The 15,785-nt window shown below is 71.5% G+C and carries 19 protein-coding genes; 10 read left to right on the forward strand and 9 right to left on the reverse strand.

Translation table 11 applies throughout. The features are described from left to right. The first annotated feature begins 180 nt into the window (after window positions 1-180). Window positions 181-747 carry a manganese efflux pump MntP gene (locus tag JOF37_RS08955; protein WP_210006504.1) on the forward strand — a complete coding sequence of 189 codons (567 nt, stop codon included), beginning with the start codon at window positions 181-183 and terminating at the stop codon, window positions 745-747. A gap of 19 nt (window positions 748-766) precedes the next feature. Here JOF37_RS08955 and JOF37_RS08960 read toward each other — a convergent pair whose 3' ends face one another. Genes JOF37_RS08960 through JOF37_RS08975 form a run of 4 tightly spaced genes read right to left on the reverse strand, consistent with a single transcriptional unit; the run spans window position 767 to window position 4,546 of the window. Beyond that, window positions 767-1,018 (reverse strand): DUF4287 domain-containing protein, encoded by a 252-nt coding sequence (locus tag JOF37_RS08960; RefSeq protein ID WP_210006505.1) that lies wholly within the window; start codon window positions 1,016-1,018, stop codon window positions 767-769. Between the two features lie 27 nt (window positions 1,019-1,045). Further along, entirely contained in the window at window positions 1,046-2,401 is a 1,356-nt protein-coding gene (locus JOF37_RS08965) for a dihydrolipoamide acetyltransferase family protein (RefSeq protein WP_210006506.1), read from the reverse strand. Between the two features lie 31 nt (window positions 2,402-2,432). Beyond that, window positions 2,433-3,413, reverse strand: a complete 981-nt coding sequence (locus JOF37_RS08970) for an alpha-ketoacid dehydrogenase subunit beta (protein WP_210006507.1) — start codon at window positions 3,411-3,413, stop codon at window positions 2,433-2,435. Next, window positions 3,410-4,546 carry a thiamine pyrophosphate-dependent dehydrogenase E1 component subunit alpha gene (locus JOF37_RS08975; RefSeq protein WP_210006508.1) on the reverse strand — a complete coding sequence of 379 codons (1,137 nt, stop codon included), beginning with the start codon at window positions 4,544-4,546 and terminating at the stop codon, window positions 3,410-3,412. The genes JOF37_RS08970 and JOF37_RS08975 overlap by 4 nt, the downstream gene beginning before the upstream one ends. A 178-nt stretch (window positions 4,547-4,724) precedes the next feature. Here JOF37_RS08975 and JOF37_RS08980 point away from each other — a divergent pair, with 178 nt between their 5' ends. The 3 genes from JOF37_RS08980 to JOF37_RS08990 all read left to right on the forward strand — a co-directional run bounded on the left by JOF37_RS08980 (window position 4,725) and on the right by JOF37_RS08990 (window position 7,574). Then, window positions 4,725-5,402 (forward strand): response regulator transcription factor, encoded by a 678-nt coding sequence (locus JOF37_RS08980; protein WP_210006509.1) that lies wholly within the window; start codon window positions 4,725-4,727, stop codon window positions 5,400-5,402. Next, window positions 5,395-6,741 carry a sensor histidine kinase gene (locus tag JOF37_RS08985; RefSeq protein WP_307803456.1) on the forward strand — a complete coding sequence of 449 codons (1,347 nt, stop codon included), beginning with the start codon at window positions 5,395-5,397 and terminating at the stop codon, window positions 6,739-6,741. The genes JOF37_RS08980 and JOF37_RS08985 overlap by 8 nt, the downstream gene beginning before the upstream one ends. Window positions 6,742-6,827: 86 nt before the next feature. Continuing rightward, window positions 6,828-7,574 (forward strand): PepSY domain-containing protein, encoded by a 747-nt coding sequence (locus JOF37_RS08990; RefSeq protein WP_210006510.1) that lies wholly within the window; start codon window positions 6,828-6,830, stop codon window positions 7,572-7,574. Window positions 7,575-7,589: 15 nt separating this feature from the next. On the opposite strand, the gene JOF37_RS08995 is transcribed toward JOF37_RS08990, so the two are convergent. Continuing rightward, window positions 7,590-8,051, reverse strand: a complete 462-nt coding sequence (locus JOF37_RS08995) for a MarR family winged helix-turn-helix transcriptional regulator (protein WP_210006511.1) — start codon at window positions 8,049-8,051, stop codon at window positions 7,590-7,592. A gap of 49 nt (window positions 8,052-8,100) precedes the next feature. Between JOF37_RS08995 and JOF37_RS09000 the strand changes: the two genes are divergently transcribed. Beyond that, entirely contained in the window at window positions 8,101-8,943 is an 843-nt protein-coding gene (locus tag JOF37_RS09000) for an alpha/beta hydrolase (protein ID WP_245338135.1), read from the forward strand. After that, window positions 8,940-9,905: a COX15/CtaA family protein gene (locus JOF37_RS09005; protein WP_210006512.1), complete on the forward strand. Its 966-nt coding sequence runs from the start codon at window positions 8,940-8,942 to the stop codon at window positions 9,903-9,905. The genes JOF37_RS09000 and JOF37_RS09005 overlap by 4 nt, the downstream gene beginning before the upstream one ends. On the opposite strand, the gene JOF37_RS09010 is transcribed toward JOF37_RS09005, so the two are convergent. After that, window positions 9,883-10,248, reverse strand: a complete 366-nt coding sequence (locus JOF37_RS09010; RefSeq protein WP_210006513.1) for a VOC family protein — start codon at window positions 10,246-10,248, stop codon at window positions 9,883-9,885. The genes JOF37_RS09005 and JOF37_RS09010 overlap by 23 nt on opposite strands. Window positions 10,249-10,301: 53 nt before the next feature. Between JOF37_RS09010 and JOF37_RS09015 the strand changes: the two genes are divergently transcribed. Then, window positions 10,302-10,769, forward strand: coding sequence for a MarR family winged helix-turn-helix transcriptional regulator (locus tag JOF37_RS09015; protein ID WP_210006514.1), 468 nt, complete (start codon window positions 10,302-10,304; stop codon window positions 10,767-10,769). A 71-nt stretch (window positions 10,770-10,840) separates the two neighbouring features. Here the strand turns inward: JOF37_RS09015 and JOF37_RS09020 are convergent, their stop codons facing one another. The 3 genes from JOF37_RS09020 to JOF37_RS09030 are packed head-to-tail and all read right to left on the reverse strand — an operon-like array spanning window position 10,841 to window position 13,229. Further along, a complete protein-coding gene (locus JOF37_RS09020) occupies window positions 10,841-11,662 on the reverse strand; it encodes an alpha/beta fold hydrolase (protein ID WP_210006515.1) in 822 nt (273 codons plus the stop codon). 52 nt (window positions 11,663-11,714) lie between these two features. Next, window positions 11,715-12,590 (reverse strand): helix-turn-helix transcriptional regulator, encoded by an 876-nt coding sequence (locus JOF37_RS09025; RefSeq protein ID WP_210006516.1) that lies wholly within the window; start codon window positions 12,588-12,590, stop codon window positions 11,715-11,717. Window positions 12,591-12,632: 42 nt separating this feature from the next. Further along, window positions 12,633-13,229, reverse strand: coding sequence for a TetR/AcrR family transcriptional regulator (locus JOF37_RS09030; RefSeq protein ID WP_210006517.1), 597 nt, complete (start codon window positions 13,227-13,229; stop codon window positions 12,633-12,635). Between the two features lie 199 nt (window positions 13,230-13,428). Here JOF37_RS09030 and JOF37_RS09035 point away from each other — a divergent pair, with 199 nt between their 5' ends. The 3 genes from JOF37_RS09035 (at window position 13,429) to JOF37_RS09045 (ending at window position 15,763) form a co-directional block, all read left to right on the forward strand. After that, a complete protein-coding gene (locus JOF37_RS09035) occupies window positions 13,429-13,641 on the forward strand; it encodes a hypothetical protein (RefSeq protein WP_210006518.1) in 213 nt (70 codons plus the stop codon). Window positions 13,642-13,701: 60 nt separating this feature from the next. Next, entirely contained in the window at window positions 13,702-14,265 is a 564-nt protein-coding gene (locus tag JOF37_RS09040) for a TetR/AcrR family transcriptional regulator (RefSeq protein WP_210006519.1), read from the forward strand. A gap of 73 nt (window positions 14,266-14,338) precedes the next feature. Continuing rightward, on the forward strand, window positions 14,339-15,763 hold the full coding sequence (locus JOF37_RS09045) for an MFS transporter (protein ID WP_210006520.1): 1,425 nt from the start codon (window positions 14,339-14,341) through the stop codon (window positions 15,761-15,763). Window positions 15,764-15,785: the final 22 nt, after the last annotated feature.

The raw sequence follows: 15,785 nt of genomic DNA on the forward strand, positions 1-15,785 counted from the left end.
AGTTCGCGTGCCGCCGATGATTTCGGCGGACCGAACGATTCGCAGGCCCGAAATGCTGGCAATCGGGGCTTTCGGCCATTTTCGTCCGCCCGTCACTGGCAAGCTCGTTGACGGCGAATCCCGCGCTCCGACGCCGGACGATCGCCGACCATCCCGAGATCACCGCCCCGAGGAGGAGCCATGTCGCCGTGGGCGCTGTTCATCCTCGCCGTCGGCGTCTCCGCCGACGCGTTCGCGGTCGCACTCGGCAAGGGCCTGCAGCTGCGTACCCACATCGTTCGCGGGGCGCTGCTGATCGCGGGCGCCTTCGGCCTCGCCCAGGCGGTCATGCCGCTCATCGGCTGGCTGCTCGGCAGCACCTTCGCCGACGCCATCGCGCCCGTCGATCACTGGATCGCCTTCGCCCTGCTCGCCGCGATCGGCGCGAAGATGCTGTGGGAGGCGTTCCGGCCCGACGACGACGCGGATGTCGCGGCATCCGGCATCTCGGCGCGCGAGATCGTGCTGCTCGCCCTCGCGACGAGCATCGACGCGCTGGCCGTGGGCGTCTCGTTCGCGTTCCTGATGGTGCCGGTGTGGGTCGCCGTCGTCTCGATCGGCGTCGTCACCTTCGCCCTGTCGTTCCTCGCGGTGCTCATCGGTCACCGCGTGGGCACGCGCTGGCGCAAGCCGGCCGAGATCATCGGCGGCATCGTGCTCATCGGCATCGGCACCCAGATCCTCATCGAGCACCTGGTCGCCGGCTGACGGCCGGCCGTCGCGCGGGTCAGTCCGCGAGCTTCGCCTTGACGTATGCCACGACGGCGTTCGCGTGACCATGGCCCAGGCCGTGCTCGGTCTTGAGCGACTCGACGACCTGCATATGCGACCGGCCCTCGCCGAGCTGGTCAGCCGCGATGTCGAGCCAGTGCTGGACCGGCAGGCCGTACGTCTTCTCGATACTCGGGAAGTACGACGCCGGCCCCTTCGGCTTGTTCGCGGGGTCGATGTCCGGAGCCGAAACGCGACGCTCACTCATGCGCCCGAGGCTACTCCCCCGCCCGGGTCACTCGAGCAGCAGCGCGGGCTCCTCGAGCACGGAGGCCACGTCGGCGATGAACCGGCTCATGCCGTCGCCGTCGACGACGCGGTGGTCGAACGAGCCCGACACGGTCGTGACGTAGCGCGGGCGCACCTCGCCGTCGACGACCCAGGGCTTCTGCCGGATGGTTCCCATCGCGACGATGCCCGACTCGCCCGGGTTGATGATCGGCGTACCGGCATCCATCCCGAACACGCCGATGTTCGTGATCGTGATCGTGCCGCCTTGCTGGTCGGCGGGCGTGGTCTTGCCCTCGCGAGCGGTGAGCGTCAGCTTCTCGAGGGCGCGGGCGAGGCCGCGCATGTTGAGGTCCTGCGCGTCCTTGATGTTCGGCACCAGCAGGCCGCGCGGGGTCGCGGCGGCGATGCCGAGGTTGACGTAGTGGCGCACCCGGATCTCGGCGCCGGCCTCGGTCTCGACCCAGGCGGCGTTGACCATCGGGGTGCGGCGCACGGCCCACACGACGGCGCGAGCGACGATCAGCAGCGGCGAGACCTTGATGTCGGCGAAGTCGGGCGAGGCCTTCATCCGCTTGACGAGCTCCATCGTGCGCGTGGCGTCGACGTCGGTCCACACCGAGACATGCGGCGCACTGTAGGCGGAGTCGACCATGTGCTTGGCGGTGACCTTGCGCACGCCCTTGACCGGGATGGTCTCCTCGCGGTCGTCGGCGGGCTCGCCCGTCACGACGGCCGCCGGCACGGGAATGCGCTGCTCGCGCACCTCGGGACGCTCGGGCGTCTGCAGGTTGCGGAACACCGATGCCTGCGACGCGTGGTTCACGACATCCTGACGCGTCACCTCTCCCGCCGAGCCCGTCGGCGTGACCGAGGCCAGGTCGACCCCGAGGTCGCGTGCGAGCTTGCGGATGGGCGGCTTGGCCACGACGCCGACCGCGGCGCGGGCGGGCGCCTCGGCCGGCTTGCGGCGACGCGACTGCACCTGTCCGGCCCCGCCGTAGCCGACGAGCACCGATCCGCTCTCCTCGGGCGCCGCCGGAGCGGGAGCAGCCGGAGCCGCGGGGGCAGCCGGAGCGGCGGCGGGGGCCTCGGCCGCCGGGGATGCCGCAGCGGCGGGCGCCTCGGCGGCGATCGTGATGATCGCCGCGCCGACCTCGACCGTCGCCCCCTCGTCGACGAGCAGCTCGCCGACCGTGCCCGAGAAGGGCGACGGGAGCTCGACGAGCGACTTCGCGGTCTCGATCTCGACGAGGACGTCGTTGACCGCCACCGCGTCGCCGGCGGCGACGCGCCACTGCACGATCTCCGCCTCGGTGAGGCCTTCGCCGACGTCCGGCAGGTGGAAGGTCTGGGTGCTCATGAGGGGATCCTCTCGCAGGAGCGGCGGATGGTCAGTAGGCGAGGGCGCGGTCGACGGCCTCGAGGATGCGGTCGGCGTCGGGCAGGTACGAGCCCTCGAGCTTCGCGGCGGGGAACGGCACGTCGAATCCCGACACCCGCAGGACGGGCGCCTCGAGTGAGAAGAAGGCCTGCTCGGTCACGGTCGCGGCGATCTCGGAGCCGAGCGAGGTGAATCCCGGCGCCTCCTGGCCGTAGACCATGCGTCCCGTACGACGCACCGACTCGACGATCGGACCGTAGTCCACGGGCGAGAGTGATCGCAGGTCGACGACCTCGCACGAGATGCCCTCGCTCTCGGCGAGCGCGGCGGCCTGCAGCAGCACGGTGACCATGGCGCCGTGGCCGACGAGCGTGACGTCGGTGCCGCGGCGCACGACGCGCGAGGCGTGCAGCGGCAGTGCCCGAGCGGCCAGGTCGACCTCACCCTTCGGCCAGTACCGCGACTTCGGCTCGAGGAAGATCACGGGGTCGGGCGAGGCGATGGCGTCCTGGATCATCCAGTACGCGTCGTTCGGCGTCGACGGCGACACGACCCGCAGGCCCGGCGTGTGCGTGAAGTACGCCTCGGGGCTCTCCTGGTGGTGCTCGACGGCGCCGATGTGGCCGCCGTACGGGATGCGGATGACGACGGGGAACGACATCCGTCCGTCGTGCCGGTTGGTGAGCTTCGCCAGCTGCGTCGTGATCTGGTCGAACGCGGGGAAGACGAAGCCGTCGAACTGGATCTCGCACACGGGGCGGAAGCCCGCCATCGCGAGGCCGATCGCCGTGCCGACGATGCCGGACTCGGCCAGGGGCGTGTCGAGCACCCGACGGTCGCCGAACTCGGCCTGCAGCCCTTCGGTCACGCGGAAGACGCCGCCGAGACGGCCGATGTCCTCCCCCATGAGCAGGACGTGGTCGTCGTCCTGCATCGCGCGGCGCATGCCCGCGTTGAGCGCCTTGCTGAACGGCAGCGTCTCGACGCTCATGCGCGTCCTCCCTCGAAGGATGCCTCGTAGTCGGCGAGCCATTGCCGCTGCTGGTCGACGAGCGGATGCTGCTCGCTGTAGACGTGCGCGAACATGCTGTCGGGCTCGGGGGCGACGAGCGCGTTGGTGCGGACGCGCACGTCGTCGGCGTACGCCGCGGCCGCGGCATCCACCTCGTCGAAGAAGGATGCCGCCGCGCCGCGACCCTCGAGGTAGCCGCGCATCCGCGCGATCGGGTCGCGCTGCGCCCAGAAGGCCTCTTCGTCGCTCGTGCGGTACTTCGTGGGGTCGTCGCTCGTCGTGTGCGCGCCCATGCGGTAGGTCAGGGCCTCGATCGCGCGTGGCCCCTCGCCGGAGCGGGCTTCGTCGAGGGCGAGCTTGGTGACGGCGTAGCTGGCGAGCACGTCGTTGCCGTCGACGCGAACCGACGGCATGCCGTATCCGGCGCCGCGGCGCACGAGCGGCACCTTGGACTGCGTCGAGACGGGCACCGAGATCGCCCAGTGGTTGTTCTGCAGGAAGAACACCTGCGGGGTGTTGTAGCTCGTGGCGAAGACCATCGCCTCGTGCACGTCGCCCTGGCTCGAGGCGCCGTCGCCGTAGTAGACGATGACGGCCGCGTCTCGCTCGGGGTCGCCCGTGCCGGTACGGCCGTCGAACACCATGCCCATGCCGTAGCCCGACGCGTGCAGCGTCTGCGAGCCGAGGACGAGCGTGTAGATGTGGGTGTTGCCGTTCTTGGGGTCGGTCGGATCCCATCCGCCGTGGGTCAGTCCGCGCATGAGCCGGATGATGTCGATGGGATCGACCCCGCGGATCGTGCAGACGACGTGCTCGCGGTACGACGGGAAGAGGTGGTCCTGCGGGCGGGTCGCGCGCGCCGAGCCGACCTGCGCCGCCTCCTGGCCGAAGGACGGCGGCCACAGCGCGAGCTGGCCCTGCCGCTGCAGGTTGGTGGCCTGACGGTCGAATGCGCGCACCGTGACCATGTCGCGGTAGAACGTCTCGAGCTCGGAGTCGGGCAGCGCCTCGATGAGGGGCAGGTAGCGTTCGGCCTCCGGCGAGGGGTCGAGTGTGCCGTCGGCCGCGAGGACGCGGACGAGAGCGGGATCGTGTTCTGCTTCGTCGGTCACCCTCCCACGCTAACGCCCCCGATATGACCGGTTCTGCATGAGGTCGACAATGGATGCCGCGATCCGCGGTGCCCCCGTCACAACCCGCGAGCCGGCGCGCGACCCGTCGAGACCACGCCAGGCCCCCGTACCCACCGCTTCAGGCCTGCTTCAGCATCGACCCGCCACACTGGGTTCGATGCGAGTACTGGTGGTCGACGACGAGGCGCGCCTCGCGGATGGCGTGCGCCGCGGGCTCGAAGCCGAGGGCTTTGCCGTCGACGTCGCGCACAACGGCGTCGACGGCCTGTGGCGCGCCCGCGAGACGCGGTACGACGCCATCGTGCTCGACCTCATGATGCCGGGCATGAGCGGATGGAAGGTCTGCGAGGCGCTGCGCGCGGAGGAGAACTGGACCCCCGTCCTCATGCTGACGGCGAAGGACGGCGAGTGGGATCAGGTCGAGGCGCTCGAGTCCGGCGCCGACGACTACGTCACCAAGCCGTTCTCGTACCCGGTGCTCGTCGCGCGACTGCGCGCGCTCATCCGCCGCGGTGGCGTCGCGCGACCCGTCGTCCTCGAGGCGGGTGATCTGCGCCTCGACTCCGGCGCGCGTCGCGTCCGTCGCGGCGACTCCCCCATCGACCTGACGGCGCGGGAGTTCGCCGTCCTCGAGCACCTGATGCGCCACCGCGGCCAGGTCGTCTCCAAGCGCGACCTCATCGCCGGCGTGTGGGACGACGACTTCGACGGCGACCCGAACATCGTCGAGGTCTACGTCGGCCACCTGCGCCGCAAGGTCGACCGGCCCTTCGGCCGCGAGGCCATCGAGACGGTCCGCGGCGCGGGCTACCGTCTGGCGGCGGACGGTGGCTGAACGGATGAGGCGGGGGCGCGGCATCCGGTCGTGGTCGCTCCGCACGCGCATCACGGTCGTCGCCACGGCCGCCGTCGCGGTCGTGATGATCCTGGGCTCGCTCGCCTTCCACGCCGTGCTGGCCGGGAGCATCCGCGTCGCGACCGAACGCGCCGCCGAGGCTCGTGCCGAGCAGATCGCGGCGCGGGTCGAGACGGAGGGTCCGGGTGTGCTCGATGACCTCGACGACGAGCTGGTCGAGCTGCGCGTCGGAACCGCCGTGACCGCCGCGTCGCCCGAGACCGAGGGGGCACCGCTGCCGCCCGCGGACGCCGGCGACACCGCCCGCTACGACGGCGAGTCCGTGCTGATCGTGCGCGAGGAGCTCGACGACGAGCGGGAGCTCGTGCTCGCGGTGCCCCTCGAGGACGACGCCGAGACCCTCGGCACCGTCGCCCTCCTGCTCGCCGTGTCGACCGGCCTCGTCGTGCTGCTGGTCGCCGCGGTGACCTGGTGGGTCGTGGGACGGGCCCTGCGGCCCGTCGCGCGAATCCGGGCGGACGTCGACGACATCACGGGCGACCGCCTCGACCGCCGCATCGCGGAACCCCTGAGCCGCGACGAGATCGCCGCGCTCGCGGTCACCATGAACCGCATGCTGGACCGCCTCGATGCTGCGGCGACGGCGCAGCGACGCTTCGTCTCGGACGCCTCGCACGAGCTCCGCTCCCCGCTCGCGACGATCCGGCAACACGGCGAGCTGGCGCGCGCGCACCCCGAGGCGACGTCGCTCGACGACCTCGCCGAGGTCGTCGTCGCGGAGGGCGTGCGAATGCAGGAGCTCGTCGACGCGCTGCTGCTGCTGGCCCGACTCGACGAGCACGCACCGCAGCGACGCACGAGCGTCGACCTGGACGACCTCGCTCTGGCCGAGGTGTCGCGTCTGCGCTCCGGTGGTGCGGGCGCGTCGTTCACGCTCGAGGTCGACGGGTCCGGCATCGCAGCTGCACGCGTCACGGGCGACCCGGCGATGCTCGCCCGGCTCGTACGCAACCTCGCCGACAACGCCGCGCGCCACGCCCGCTCGCGGGTCCGCGTCAGCACCACGGTGAGCGGAGACGGCCGGTGGGGCGTCCTGCACATCGACGACGACGGGTCCGGGGTGCCGGCGGGCGAGCGCGACCGGGTGTTCGAGCGGTTCGTGCGGCTCGACGAGGCGCGCGCGCGGGATGCCGGCGGCAGCGGCCTCGGCCTGGCCATCGTGCGCGGCATCGCCGAGGCCGGCGGCGGGTCGGTCACCGTGTCGGACTCACCACTGGGCGGTGCGCGCTTCACCGTCACCCTGCCCGCCGGCGAGTGAGTGTCGAGGCCTCTCAGCACCGCAACCTGAAGACGGCTTCAGGACGCTTCAGGCGTGCTTCAGCGGCCCGTCGAGACCATCGAGTCATGAACGACAACGACACCACCGCCTCGACCCCCCAGCCTTCGTCCGAGGGCACGACCACGGGCACGCCCGAGACCACGCCGGCCGCCGCTTCGGCAGCGCCGACGGTGGGTCACGACGCCACGCCGACCGCCGGCGCGAAACCGCGTCGCCGCGGACGCACCGCACTCGTCGCCGGCGCCGCCGTCGTCGCCGCCGCCCTCCTCGCCGGTGGCGGAGTTGCGGTGGGTGCGGCGATCGCCGACGAGGACGACGATGACGACCGCGCGACGAGCGTCGTCTCGAGCGAGGGCGACCGCGGCGCGGCATCCGACGACGCACTCCCCGCCGATGCGGGGGCGGCGTCGGCCGACGACCTCGTGCGGGTTGTCGACGCGGCGGTGGCTACCGCACCCGGCGAGGTCGTCGCGATCAAAGCCGAGCGCGACGGCACCTGGGACGTCACGGTGATCGGCGCCGACCGCGGTGAGACCGAGGTGACGGTGACGGCCGACGGCACGGCGACGGTGCGTTCAACCGAGGCAGCCGATGCCGACGCGACCGACCCGCAGAACGTGCTCGACGAGGCGACGCTGCGCATGATGGTCGAGGCGGCGCTGGCTCAGGCCGATGGCCGCATCCTCTCGATCGACGCCGACGACGACGGCCGTTCTCCCTTCGAGGTGTCGATCGCGACCGCCGACCGCGGCGTGGTCGAGGTCACCCTCGACGCGGACGGCGCGGTCCTGGCCACGGAGACCGACGACTGACCCGCGCCCGGATCGTCAGCGCTCCGGTGCATTCCGAGTGGCGTCGCGGAACACGTCCGCGGCGCCACAGAGGTACCTCGCGATGGCCGTTCGCTCGCTCGCCGTGAACGATGCTTCGAGCTCATCGAGACGCTGGCGCAGCGGGATCAGGTGCGTGCGCACCTCGTCGGTCGCGGCGCCCGTGGGCACCAGGACGTAGCGCCGGCGGTCGCGCTCGTCGCGGTGGCGCTCGAGGTGTCCGGAGTCGACGAGACGCTGCACCACTTCGGTCGCGGAGGACGCCGAGATACCCAGGCGAGCACCGAGTTCCGTCGGACCGATCTGCCCCTGCGCGTACGAGATGTGCTCGAGTGCGCTCGCGTCGGTGGCGTTGAGCCCCATGGCCCGCGCGATCGCGATCGTCGCCCCGTGCATCGCGTCCTGCAGGCCGCGGACGGCGTCGCCAAGGCCCCCTTCAGGGCGGTCGGGCTCGGGCATGGCTCCATCGTACGGCGAAAACTAATACGGCTACCGTAGTATCTCGGGTATGACCGAGCACGCCGCCCCCGACATCGACACCGCCCGCACCACACCCGACGACACCGGCATGACCGCCCCGGCGGGACGCCGCCGCCCCTCCCGCACGGTACGCACGATCCGCATCGCGGGCATCAGCCTGCTCGGACTCATCGCCGCCGCCGTCATCGCGTTCCTCGTGTGGGCGAACATCACCTTCTCGGCCACCGAGGCGGGGCTCGCCGCCGCGCGCGCCGACGACCGCATCGCCATCCGCGTCGACGGCGACCTCGTCGTCATGGAGCCCACGGGCGACCCGAGCCCCGAGCTCCAGGACCAGGGCCTGGTGTTCCTCGCCGGCGCGAAGGTCGATCCCGAGGCCTACGTGCCGACGTTCCGCGAGGCGGTCGCCGAGGGTCTGACCGTCGTCATCGTCCGCCCGATCCTCAACATGGCCATCATCGAGGGGCGCGACTTCTCCACCTTCACGGCGGCAGCCCCCGATGTGACGACCTGGGCGGTCGGCGGCCACAGCCAGGGCGGGGTGCGCGCCTGCACCTACGCTGAACGGGATGACGTCACCGGCCTCGTCCTGCTCGGGTCGTACTGCTCGCTGGGCGATCTCAGCGACCGTGACGACCTGTCGGCGATCGCGATCACCGGCTCGCGCGACGGCCTCCTCAAGCGCGACGCGGCCGACGCCTCGCGCGAGCTGATGCCGGCGCACACCGAGTACGTCGAGCTCGACGGCGTCAACCACGCGCAGTTCGGCGACTATGGACCGCAGCCGGGCGACAAGGACGCCGACGTCTCGGATGACGAGGCACGGGCGAAGATCTCGGCGGCGATCCTCGACTTCTTCGCGCGCTCATGACCGAGCGCCCGAAGACCGGCGACTCCGGTGCGCCATCGCGGGTTCGACGACTGTGGTTCCGGCTGCCCACGGGCCCGAGCCGGGCGCTGCACGGGCTCGCGTGGGCCTCGCTCGTCGCCAACATCCTGATCATCGGGACGGGCGGCGCCGTGCGCCTGACCGGGTCGGGCCTCGGCTGCCCGACCTGGCCGCTGTGCACCCCCGAGTCGCTCGTCAGCACGCCAGAGATGGGCATTCACGGCGTCATCGAGTTCGCCAACCGCACCCTGACGGGCGTGCTCGGCCTCATCGCGGTCGCCGTGGTGCTCGCCGTCATCCGCTGGCGCCGTGACCGTCCCGACCTGTTCGACCTGGCCGTCGTCGTGGCGGGCGGCATCCTGTTGCAGGCCCTCATCGGCGGGATCACGGTGCTCACGGGTCTGAACCCGTTCGTCGTCGGCCTCCACTACGTGATCTCGACGCTGCTCGTCTGCGTGTGCACGGTGTTCCTGTTCCGACTGCGACCCGCCGCTGACGCGCCGCAGCAGCAGGTCCGGATGTCGCGGCTGCTGCGTCCGGTGGCCGCCGCGATCGCTGTGCTCGCGGGCGTCACAACCGTGCTCGGCGTGCTGACGACCGGTGCCGGCCCGCACTCGGGCGACGCGGCCGCGGTCCGCAGCGGCTTCGACGCGACGGTGCTGCAGCACCTGCACGCCACCCCGAGCTACCTGTTGCTCGGTCTGACGGTGCTCATCGTGGCCGTCACGGTGGCGCTGCGGCATCCGGCTCGGGGCGCGGCCGTCGCGGTGGTGGCGGTCGAGGCGTGCCAGATCGCCGTCGGACTGTTCCAGGCGCGCAACGGCCTGCCGCCGCTGGCCGTCGGGGCGCACATGGTGCTCGCGGCGGTGCTTGCCGCGAGCGTCACGTGGATGCTGTGCACGGTGTGGGCGACGACGCGGGTCAGCCGCGATCGTGCAGCGTGATGCGGTAGCCGTCCGGGTCGACGAAGGCGAAGGTGAAGCCGAACGGGCCCTCCACCGGTTCGGCCGCAATGTGGATGCCGGCTGCGACGAAGGCCTCGTACCGCTCGCGGGCGTCGCTGTCGAGCATCCAGACGGCGACCCCGCCGCTCGGGTCGGGGGTGCCGTCCAGGTCGAAGCCCGCCACCCGCTCGCGCACCGCCACCGGGACGGGCTGAGTGTCGAAGACGACCGCGTGGGGCGGACCGGGCCGCCGCGACAGGCCGAGGTGCTGCTCGTAGAAGTGCGCTGATCGTTCGATGTCGCGAACCTGCAGCGAGATGAAGTCGGGACCGGTGACGGGCATGATCTCTCCTTGATGTCAGTTGCCTGACATAGAGCTTATGTCATACTCCTGACATGCGTTCTGCGAGCGATGGAATCGACCTCGACACGGCGGTCGGCTACCGCCTGAAAGAGGCGGCCAGCGCCTACCACGCGGCGATGGAACGGGCGCTTCGACCGTCCGGGCTGACCATCACGCAGTACGCGACCCTCGAGATCCTCGCCCAGCGGCCCGGGCTGTCGAGTGCCGAGCTCGCGCGCGCGACCTTCGTCACCCGGCAGTCGATGGGCGCCGTCCTGCAGGCGCTCGCAGGCGAGGGGCTGATCGACCGAGCCGACGAGGCCCCCCACGGCCGCGCGCTGCCGGTCGATCTCACCGCGGCGGGCCGGGAACGGCTGAGGCGGGCGAGCACCGCGGTGCGCAGCGTCGAGGACCATATGCTCGCAGCGATCGACCCCGGCCAGACCGAGCCGCTGCGCCGATCGCTCGACCATGCGACGCGCGCGCTGCGCGATTACTCGCCGCCCGGCGACGAGGACTGAGCAGCGCGACACGCAGAACCGCCCGGAGGAGCACGCGCTCCCCCGGGCGGTTGGTCGTCACGCCGCGGGCGTCACTCGGCGAGGAACGCGAGGATGTCCTGTCCCAGCTCTCGCTGGTAGTCGCCGTAGATGCCGTGCGGAGCGCCCGCGTACACCTTCAGGGTGCCCTTGCTGACGAGCTCGATGCTCTTCTCCGCCGCCGCGGCGATCGGCACGATCTGGTCGTCGTCGCCGTGCGCGATGAGGATCGGCACGTCGAGAGCGCGCAGGTCCTCGGTGAAGTCGGTCTCGGAGAACGCCTTGATGCAGTCGTATGCGCCCTTGAGCCCCACGAGCATGCCCTGACGCCAGAAGTCGTACTTCGCTCCCTGCGACACCTGCGCGCCCGGACGGTTCGCGCCGAAGAACGTCTCGGTGAGGTCGAGGTAGAACTGAGAACGATCGGCCAGCACGCCCGCGCGGATGCCGTCGAACACCTCGATCGGCGTCCCCTCGGGGTTCGACGCCGACTGGACCATGACCGGGGGCACGGCACCCGCCGTGATCACCTTGCGCACCCGGCCGTTTCCGTGCTGCGCGGCGAACCGCACGACCTCGCCACCACCGGTCGAGTGTCCGATGAGCGAGAGGTCGTCGAGCTCGAGGGCGTCGACGAGTGCCGCGAGGTCTGCCGCATAGGTGTCCATGTCGTTGCCGTTCCACGGCTGCGACGACCGGCCATGGCCCCGGCGGTCGTGGGCGATCGCACGGTAGCCGTTGTCGGCCAGGAGCTTCAGCTCGACCTGCCAGGCGTCCGAGCTCAGCGGCCAGCCGTGGCTGAGGATCACGGGGCGTCCCTCGCCGAGGTCGGTGTAGTAGATCTGGGTGCCATCGGCGGTGGTGATGTAGGGCATGCGACATCCTTCTGTGTCGGGGGGAGGCGCCGGTTCCGGCGCGCTTCCGACGCTAGAGAGAAGGAGCCGCCTCCTGAGAGGCCCCCGTTGTACCACCCAGCGTGAGAGCCGCGGCAAGACGACCGAACACCGTCTCGGTGACGCTGCCCGGTGCTCCCGACAGCACGGTGAGCTGATAGCCCGGCAGGCTGCGCACGCCGAAGTTCTGCGCCTCGACCTCGAGCACGCCGATGCCCTCGACCGCGATGTGGAAGCAGGCGTCCTCTCGTTCCGAGACGTCGTGACGTGCCCACATCCGCGCGAAGTCGGGATCGGCCGACAGCTGGGCGACCAGCTGTCGGAGACGCGGCGATGCCGGGTGGGCGTCGCGGCGCAGCGTCGCGACCGCCGCGCGCGCCATGTCCTCCCACTCCACGATGGCCGTCTTGTTCTGCTCGGTGAACAGGCTCGCGATCTGATTGTTGCCGGCGGCGAGCCCGCCGCCGCCGAACACCGCGGCCAGCGGGTTGGCCGCGACGATGTCGCGGTGCGCGTCAGACATGTAGGCCGGCGTGTGCGTCCACTTCGCGAGCACCCGGGCGATCTGCTCCCCCGCCGCACCGGGGGCGAGCGGCGGGGCGGGCGGCATCCCGCTCGCGAGCCGCAGCATGTAGCCGCGAGCCTCGCCGTCGAGCCCGAAGACGCGGGCGATCGACGCGAGCACCTGGTCGGACGGACGGGCACCACGGCCCTGCTCCAGCCGCAGGTAGTACTCCGCGCTGATGCCGGCGAGGGTGGCGACCTCGTCTCGGCGCAGACCAGGCACCCTGCGACCGGGCAGCCGCTCGAGTCCGACGTCCTCGGGTTGGGTGATGTTCCGCCGCGCCCGCAGGTATCCGCCCAGCTGGGCCAGGTGCGGGGGCACCGCCGCCGATAGTGGAGTGGTCACTCCAGAAAGCTACCGCTTCGACGGCGCGAGGGGGAAGCGCTCTCAGGCGGCCGCGGCGAGGCTGCGCGCGACCCCCGCTGCGGCATGCCGTGTGACGACGCGGATGTCGCTCTCGTCTCGCCCGATGCGCGAGAACTGGATCACCGCCTGCGAGACCGCCACGAGGTGCGCGGCCGACGACACGACCTCGGGATGCCGCACCTCCAAGCCGCTCGCCCGGGCGAGGCCATCGGCGACCGCGCGGTCCATGTTCGACACGGTCTCGTTGCTGATCTGCGCCACCTCGGCAGACGAGCCGAGCTCGGCCATCGTGTTGATCATCAGGCAGCCGCGCCGGTCGGGCTGCCCGGTGCAGTCGGCGACGATGGCATCGAGGAATCCGGTCGCCGTGGCTGCGACATCCCCGGGTCGCGCCTCGACAGCCCCGCGGACCAGCTCGAGGCGACGCGCGCAGTAGCGGCGGAAGGCCGCGAGGAAGAGCTCCCACTTGCTGCCCCACGCCTGGTACAGGCTGCCGTTGGCCAGACCGGTCGCCGCCGACAGGTCGCTCACCGAGGCCGCCCGGTAGCCGCGCACCCAGAACAACTCGATGGCGGCATCCAGGGCGGCGTTCTCATCGAAGGCGCGGGTTCGGGACATCTGCTCACGGTAGCCGGGTTGCTCGGCCCTCGCGCACCCCGCGGGTCCGCGAGCGCGCCGAGGCGGGGATCAGCACGGAGGCGACCGCCCGCAGCACGGGTCTTCCCGCGTCGCGGCACGCATTCAGCCGCGGGGGGGCGATCTCGGATCACGGGCTGCGGCGACCATGAAGGGACCCACCGGACGACGGGAGCGGCGCATGCGGATGACGATCGACGCCTGGCTCGTGGCGGCCGAATCCGCCGTGTTCCTTCTCGCTGAGGCCGAATTGGAATCGGGACCGTCGCTCACGGCGACCCGGAGCGCCGCCTCGTTCTGGCTCATCCCGACACTGCTGATCGCGGTGGTGGTGATCGTCGGCCTGATCGCGCGCCAGCGCGAGCGCGCCCGCTCCGGCATCCGCGACGTCTGACCGGTCCCGACATCGCGCGGAGCGTTGCGCGTGTCGGTGAGTGAGTGTACAGTCACTCCCATGTCACCTCGCAGCTCCATCCTCTCGACCGCGGACGTCCGCCGCCCGATCGTCGCGAAAGCGGCGCTGCGCGAGTTCGCCCGCGGGGGATACCACGGCGCCACGGTCGCCGATGTCGCCCGCGAGGCGAAGATCTCACCTGCCTACGTCTTCAAGCTCTTCCCCCGGAAAGAGACCGTCTTCGTCGCGGCGCTCGACGAGTGCTTCGTCCAGATCCTCGAAGCGCTGGCCGAAGGCGCGGATGCCGCGGACGCGCAGACGTCGGACGGCGTGCTCGATGCGATGGGGGCGGCGTATGCCGGCCTCATCCGTGACCGCGACCTGCTGATGCTGCAGGTCCATGCGCAGTCGGTCGCCGACATCCCCGAGATCGGCGAGGCACTGCGTTCGGGTCTGGCCCGTGTCACGGAGTTCGTGAAAGAGCGCTCCGGCGCCGCCGACGACGACGTCCAGCGCTTCATCGCCTACGGCCAGCTGTGCCACCTGCTCGTGACCGCGCGCGTCGAAGACGTGCCGGCCAGCTGGGCCCGAATCCTGTCCCACGGCATCCGCCATCCCGAGTGAGCCCCGCGTCGACGCCGTCGACGTGTGCCCGAAAGAGTGAGTGAGTACTCACTCTCACCCCTGAAGGAGAATCATGACCACGATCGCCCCACCGACCATCGCGAGCGGCACGGCACCGCGCAGCACCCGTCGCTGGCTCGCTCTCAGCGTGCTGGCGCTCGCCCAGTTCCTCGTCGTCCTCGATGCCTCGATCGTCAACATCGCGCTGCCGGTGCTCGGTCAGCAGCTCGGCATCGACACCACGGCGTTGGCCTGGGTCGTCACGGCCTACGTGCTGGCCTTCGGCGGTCTGCTGCTGCTGGGCGGTCGCCTCGCCGACCGCTACGGGCACCGCCGCGTCTTCCTGATCGGAACCGCCGGGTTCGCCGCCACCTCGGCGCTCGCGGGCCTGTCGATCACGAGCGAGATGCTGCTCGCCGCGCGCGCACTGCAGGGCGCCTCGGCCGCGCTGCTGGCTCCCGCCGCCCTCGCGCTGCTCACCCATCTCTTCGCCGACAGCCGCGACCGCACCCGGGCGCTCGGCGTATGGGGCGGGGTCGCCGGCATCGGCTCGGCGGCGGGCGTCCTGCTCGGCGGCATCCTCACCGCCACGCTCGGATGGCAGTCGGTCTTCTTCGTCAACGTCCCGATCGGACTCGTCGTGCTCGTCACCATCCCGCTGCTGATCACCCGTGACGCATCCGGCGCGCGCGGCAAGCTCGACGTTCCGGGCGCCGCCACCATCACCGGCGCCCTCGTCGCCGCCGTCGGCGCCCTCAGCGCGATCGAGCAGGTCGGCCTCGTACACCCCCTCACCCTCGGACTGGCCGCGGTCGCGGTCGTCCTCGGCACCGCGTTCGTCGCGATCGAACGACGCACCCGCGAGCCCCTCGTCCCGCTCGGAGTCTTCCGCAACCGCAACCTCACCGTCGGCAACATCGTCATGCTGCTGGGCGGCGCCGCCATGGTCGCGCTCTTCTTCGCCCTCTCGGTCTACATGCAGTCCGTGCTCGGATACGACGCCCTCACGACCGGCCTGACGCAGCTCCCGCTCGCGGGCGCTCTCGTGATCGTCGCCGGCCTCGCACCCGCCGCCATCGCCCGCCTGGGTGCCCGATCGACCCTGATCGGCTCGCTCATCGTGCTTGCCGGCGGTCTGGTGTGGCTGTCGTTCGCTCCGGCCGACGCGGTGTTCGTCACCGACATCCTCGGCCCGAGCATCGTCATCGGCGTCGGCATGGGCGGCGCGTTCGTCACCACGACCCAGCTGTCCGTCGACGGCGTCGAGGGCGGCGAGTCGGGCCTCGCCGGCGGCCTGGTGAACACGAGTCAGCAGATCGGCGGCGCGCTCGGCCTCGCCGTCCTGGGCACCGTGGCAGCGCTGCGCACCGATGACCTGCTCGCCGCCGGCGTGCCCGCGCCCGAGGCGATGACCGGCGGCTTCGCCTGGCTCTTCGCCGGCACCGCCGCCGTCGCGGTCATCGCCGCGATCGTCACCGGCTTCGCACGCAAGAACTGAACCGCTCTCCCACCCTCGCGAC

Origin of the sequence: Microbacterium imperiale (assembly GCF_017876655.1) — a bacterium.
GTDB lineage: Bacteria > Actinomycetota > Actinomycetes > Actinomycetales > Microbacteriaceae > Microbacterium > Microbacterium imperiale.